The 6,307-nt window shown below is 72.6% G+C and carries 1 protein-coding gene; it reads right to left on the reverse strand.

Annotated elements, in window-relative coordinates:
• Positions 1-4,559, reverse strand: a 4,559-nt coding sequence (locus ACWFR4_RS46860) for a hypothetical protein (RefSeq protein ID WP_453657864.1), incomplete at its 3' end; no start/stop codon positions are given.
• Positions 4,560-6,307 lie beyond the last annotated feature (1,748 nt).

A 6,307-nucleotide genomic window follows, 5' to 3' on the forward strand; every position in this document is an offset into this window, starting at 1 on the left:
ATGCCGTGCTCGCGGGCCTGCATCAGGTGGGCAAGCACGATGGGCGCATGTCCGTGGGTGAGGGGCCGCTGGCCTTCCAGGACTGCGGCGCGCACCAGTTCCAGGAGGTCGTCCTGAGCGGCGAGCCCGTGGGCGGCATCGGCGTAGGACTGCGCGCCCTGCGGCACGGGCACGCTCTCGGCGGCCGGGCGCTCGGGGGCGGGTGCGCGGCGGGAAGCCCCGTCGGCGGGCAGGGTGAGCAGATGGCTCGCGAGCCGGTCGACGTGGTGGCGCGCCAGGTTGTGCAGCGCGAGCGCGTAGAAGCCGCGCTGGGGGCCGCTGTTGTTGAGCACGGTCTTGGCGGCGTCCGCGACCTTGTGGTGGCGGTGCATCTCTCCGGCAAGTCCGCCGACGTCGCGGTGCCCGTGGCACAGGCGCAGTGCTGCCGCAAGGTAGTGGCCCGCCTCGGCCGGCATGTCGTCGTCGAAGGGCAGGTGGTCAAGGAGGTAGGCGAGCGCGGTGATGCCTTCCTGGTCCTGCTGCAGCTCCTCGGCAGGGTAGGTCTCGCCGGTGGCGTTGATGCGGTCGGGGACCAGGTGCTCGGCGAGCCGTTCTGCGGCCTGCTGGACGAGGCGCAGGGCGTGGTGGGCGGGCTGCGCCGTGTGGCGCCCGCTGTGCCGTCCGATCACCTCTTCGACAGCGCGCAGCGTCTGGGCGGTGCGCGTCGCCAACTCGAGTGCCTGGGCGGCCTGTTCGTGCCAGCGGCTCGCGCCGCCGATGAAGGGCAGGGCCTGGTCGAAGGCGGTGATCGTCTCGTTGTCCGTGAGGACGGTGCGCAGGTGGCGCACCGCGTCCTTGTGCAGCGCGTACAGTGCGGCGCCTGCCTCGTCGAGTTCGGCTTCGAGGGTGATCGGCTCAGTGAGGGTGGTCTCGAAGGCCTGGCCGTGCTCTTCCAGCGGCGCGCCGATGGGGCGGCGCAGGGCCAGGCGCATGGTGTCGTCGGCCGTCTCGCCCACCGGGGTGAAGATCCGCGGCTCGCTGTCGCTCCCGGTGAGGGTGAGGACGCCGTTGTCCCAGACCGGGATCTCGCCGCCGGTGCGCAGGGCGAGCGCGTACAGCTCGGGCGCGGTGTAGGTGACGGTGTCGTCCCAGGTCGCGGATCCGGCGGCGCGCATCAGCTGGGAGGTGGGCATGTGCTTGTCGATGGTCTGGGCGAGGATGCGGGCGCGCTGCTGCTCGCCGTCCTCACTGCCGGTCGGCCAGGTCTCCTCTGCGGTGGCTGCGAGGGTCTCGGTGGTGGCGTGCATGCGGGCGGCATGCTCGTAGGCGGCCGAGGTCAGATTTATGAGGCTGGGTTCGTGGATGCTGTCGTCTTCGAGGCGGAACTGGAAGGTGTGGGCAAGATCGACGAGTGTGCGGCACCCCTGGGCTGCGTCGGGCCGGGTGCCGATCTGCTCGGCGGTCGCGTCCTGCCACAGTGCGGCGGCGACGTCGTCGGTGATTTCCTTGAGGGCCTTCTCGCTGACGTACTGGGCGCCGCTCCAGGTGCGGGTGAAATCTCCGAGCGCGGCCAGGAGTTGGAGGGCCCCGGCTCGGGCTGCTGCCTGGTCGGGATACGGGTCTTCGTCTTCGCCCATGCCCTGGGGGTCCTGCAGGTGCCAGGCGGCCAGCGCGGCCGCCGGGACCGGCGCCCCGGGAGCGCTTGCGGGGGCGCTCGCGGCGTCCAGGCGCGCGGTGACTTCCCGGACCAGGTAGGCGTGCAGGGTGTCGGCGGCGGTGGTGGGCGCGGGGTCTTCGGCGAAGTACAGCTCGAGCAGCCCGGCGGGCAGGACGTCCTGGGCTGCGGCGAGGTGTCCTTCGGTGAAGCTGCTGACCAGGTCGTCCCCGTCATCGCCGAGGCTGCCGTCGAGGCGCAGGCGCAGGTCGATGTCGCTGCTGGCCGCATCGGCGATCGAGGCCACCTGCTCGGCCCACGGCTGCCATATGCCGGGCAGTTCGGTGCCGGCGGCGGGCAGCGGGCTCAGGGACGGTGCCGCGTCGGCGGGCGCGGCGTCGAGCAGGGTGCGCCACATGGTGCCGAAGAGGCCGATGAGGTCGCCCATGGGACCGATGTCGCTGTACAGGGCGCGCCGCAGGCGGGGCGACATGTCCTGCTCGCGCTGTTCCAGCCAGGCCCACAAGGCAGGCGCCTGGGGCACCTGGGCGGAGGCCGAGGCGCTGTAGCGGACGGTGGACTGCAGCTGTTCGTCGGCGCGGGCCTGTTCGGTGAGGGCAGTGACCTTGTGCTGGAGCTGCGGGTCTGCCTCGTCGACGAGGCTCTGTGTGACGTTCGCGTGCCGGGCGGCGGTGCTGTTGAGCGTCGTCAGCACATCGCCCTGGCCGAGTTCGCCTTCTTCGGCCTGCTCGCGCCAGACCTGCTGGGCCAGTTCGCCGATCTGGTGGCACAAGGCCGGCAGTACTGGGGACACGCCCTGCGTGAGGTCTTCGTGTCCGTCGACCAGGGTCCCAAGCAGCCGGTACAGGACCCGCTCGCTGTGCCGCTCATCGGTGCGCAGGGCGCCCGATTCCAACACACGCTGAGCGAGTCGAATGACGTAAGCGTGACGGGAGGCGAAGTCGTCTGGGCTGGTGGGGGGATTCGCGGAATCCAACTCAGGCCGCGCCAGGTCCAGCACACCGGTCTGCCGTGCGGCGGCCGCGGCAAGGCCGGGCTCGGTGAGCATGGTGGCCGCCCACCGCTGCCGCAGATCCTCGGCCACGCCACCCAGGGCCCGCCAGCCGAGCATCCGGTCGGAAACATCCCTCGCCCGCAGCTCGGTGATCTCCATGACCTTCGACAGCAGGACGTACCAGCCCCGTGCGGTGGCGCCGGGCCTCGGCACGTCGAGGAGTGCCGACAGGGCGATGACGGTGTTTCGCTCCGCCGCGGGAAGCTCCTGCAGCGGACCGATCTCGCTGGCCCACTCGCGCCAGGCAGCCTGCAGGCCGGCCAGGGCGGCACCCGCTTCCGGCAGGCTCGTGAAGGTGGTCTTCCCTGCGACCCTGCGCAGTGACGCGCGGCTGCCGTCGGGCCGTCCGCGTACGGCGGCGCGGGCCAGGTAGTTGTCGCTGACCCGCAGCAGGGTGTTGAGCTGTGCGAGCGGCTGGTGCAGCGGGCGGGCCCCGTCGTCGGCAGTCAGTTCGCCGTGCAGGAACAGCAGGTGCTGGTGGGCCTCGGCCATGGCCAGCCAGTGCTCGTCAGGTCCGCCGTTTCCGCCTTCGGCGGGGATGCTGGCGACGGCGTTCGCCAGGGCGTCCTGGGTGGCCTGGGCGTGCCACGGGGTGACGTCGTCGAGCAGGGCGCGGTGATCGGCCAGCCACTGCCCGAGGTCGGCCATCACGAGGTCGGCGCCCTGAACGGCCTGCGGGCCGGGCGGGAAGGGGGTGGCGTGGAGGACGTCCAATGCCCACTCCCCCGCCTCTGTAGCCCGTACGTGGATGCCGGAGCCGGGTGCGTGGGCCTGGGGCTCGGGTTCGGTGGTGGCGTAGGTGATGAGCGCGCTGCGGGTGTCCTCGTCCAGCTCGATCAGGGCGGGCCAGTCGCCGGGGTTGTTGTAAAGGAGGGCCTGGACGGCTGAGGGGGTGAGGCCGTGGGCGGCTGCGGCGAATCGGTCGGCTTCGGTCTGGTAGGTGAGGGGCTGGAGGGTGCCGGCGCGGCCGCCGTCCCGCGACCACAGGCGCCAGGGGTCCTCGCTCTGCCAGGAAATCCGCAGCCCGGCGTCCTGGCCGAGCCGCTCGTGCAGGTCGGTGCCGCGGCATACGAACACCTCGCCGCCGCGCCGGACGGCGTACAGGGTGGCGGGGGCGGGCTGCAGAGTGAGGCGGGCGCTCTGCGCGGTGTGCGCGGTGATGTGGCCGGCGAGGAGGTCGATCGCCGCCTCGTCGCCGTAGAACGCGTCGATCAGGGCGTCCGCGGCCTCCCCGGTGTCGTAGGGACCGGCGAGCTGCTCCATGAGCTCGTACTGCTCCATGACCTGGTCCAGGATCCAGTCGCGGACCAGGTCGACGAGGTTCTTGTCGATGGGGTCGTTGCTGACGGTGAGGCCGACGGTCACCGGGTCGGTCGCCGCGGCGTCCAGGAGCCGGTCGATGACCTCCGCCTGCTCCTGCCACTGGGGCGGCACCGGCAGCCGGCCGCCCGCGCGGGCGGGTGCGGTGCCGGTGGCGTTGCGGGCGACGGTGGCCGCCAGGCGGGCGAAGGCGCCGGTGAAGCCGCGTGGGGTGAAGTCGGCGTGCAGAGTGTGGCGCAGCAGCGGGCTCATGTCCGCCGCGCGGGCGCTCAGCCAGTCCAGCAGCGCCGGCGCGTACGGCACGGGGGCGTTGCTGGTGAGCGGGTGCGCGGGGATGCCCATCGCAGCGAGCAACTCGGGGTCGGCGAGCGCCTGCCGGGTGAGGTCGTCCAGTTCGGCGTCGATGGCCCCGTCGGTCTCGATGAGAGTGGCGTGCAGTCGGCGCGCGTGGTGGGTGGCGGCTGTCGCGAAGTCGCGGAAGTCATACTCCCGGTAGGCGCGGTAGCCCTCCTCTTCGTGTTCTCGGCCCACTTGGCGGGCCAGCTGGGCCGCCTCGTCGAACAGGTGCGGCCAGGCCGGGTCGATGAGGCCGTCCTCCGTGTGCAGCGGGCGGCGGTCGATTTCCTCCAGGAGCCGGGACAGGCGCCGCCCGGGATCTGTGCGGCGGCCACCCGGGCCTGGACGAGAGCGCCCTGTGCCGCGGTGCGCTCAAGTCCGTTCGGTGTGGTGCGCTGCGCGGCGGCCTCGGCCAGGGTGCCAAGGGCCTGCTGGACCTCGGCCGCGCTCGCATAGGAAGCTTCGAATCGGCGGGCCGTCTCGCGCAGCCACCTCTCGTCGGGCGCGGGTGGCGGGGTGTGGGCGAGGCGGTCGACGTGGAGGGCTGCGGTGCGCGCGAGGTGGCGCAGCCGAGTGATGCCCCGGTCGGCGGTAGCGCGGCGGTCGGACGGCACGCCGTGCAGCTGCGCGGCCAGCGCGTCGGAGGCTATCTGAACCCGGGTGTACGCCTGGAGCTGCAGGCCCCAGTCCGCGGCGGGGGTCTGCTGCGCCTGGTCCCACGAGTCGGTGAACTCGGCGATGACCAGGGCGATTTCTTCGCCGGGTTCGGCGGGCAGTTCCTGTCCGAAGTCTTCCTGCCACTGGTCGTGCAGCGCGTGCAGGGCCTCGCGTGCTCGGGCGGCGGAGTCGTGCTCGTTGTCCGTGGCGTACGGTGCGGGGCGGTCTTCGCCGAGGATCCAGCGGTCCTGGGGGACGGAGTCTTCGCTCGTGGCCGTGTCCTGCCCGGACTCACCTGCGAGCTCCCCCGATGGGGCGGGGGCAGGGGTGGGGGCGGTGGCTGCGAGGGCCTGGGGTGCAGGGGTGCCGTTGGCGGTGGGGTCGGCCGCGGCCAGGGCGCGGACGGTGTCGTCGTCGCCGTCGCGGATGGCCTGGATGAGGGGCTGGTTTTTCTGGCTCCAGGTGGCCATGAACTCTTCGAACTGGGCGCGTGCGCGGGCCTCGATGGTGCGGGCCAGGTCGTTCTCGCCCTCGTGCTGGGCGAGGGTGGCCCGGTGACGTCCGAGGAAGGCGCGTGCGAGCTCCGTAAAGCCGCTCAGGGGGGTCTGCATGGTGGTGCGGTCGCGGCCCTTGAGGGAGCGCAGGAGCCGCTCGGCCTGGGACAGGGACTTGGTGAGGGCGGCTTCGGTGTCGTGGCCGTCGCGGTCCTTGTGGGCGGCGACCGCCGCGAACAGCTCGTGGCGCAGCTGGGTGAAGGCGTGGGGGATGTCGTCGCGGTCCCAGGTCTGGTCGGCTGCGCGACTGAGCGCGAACTCGGCGGCTTCGACCTCGGCGAACGCCTGGTTCCACTCCCGCTGGGTGGTGAAGACGGCCGCTGACGCCGGAGCGGGTTTCGCGGCGGAGGTGGGCTGCGGCGCAGCCGGGGCGGGCTCGGCGGCGGCCGGGACGGTAGCCGGTCCCTCCACGTCAGACGGGGCAGCCGGTGGGGCGAGCGTCTCGACGGGGTCTTGGTCCGGACTCTGGGAGGCGGTGACCTCGGTGGCCGTGGGGGCGGCGCGGCGGGCAAGGCCGGTGAGGCGGGCGTCGTTGGACACGGCTTCGAGACGCGAGCCGTCACGGTAGCGGGCGGTGAGGTGGCGGCCCGCACTGACGACGGCGTGGAGGGCGGGGCCGTCTTCCATAAGGCGGCGCAGCAGAGCATGGGCGGCGACGGGGTCGGCGCCTTCGGTGTTCTTGGCGGACAGACCGAGGTCGTCGAGGCGGACGTACTCGCGGCCGTCCTCCGC

The sequence above is a fragment of the Streptomyces sp. NPDC055140 genome (genome assembly GCF_053607285.1).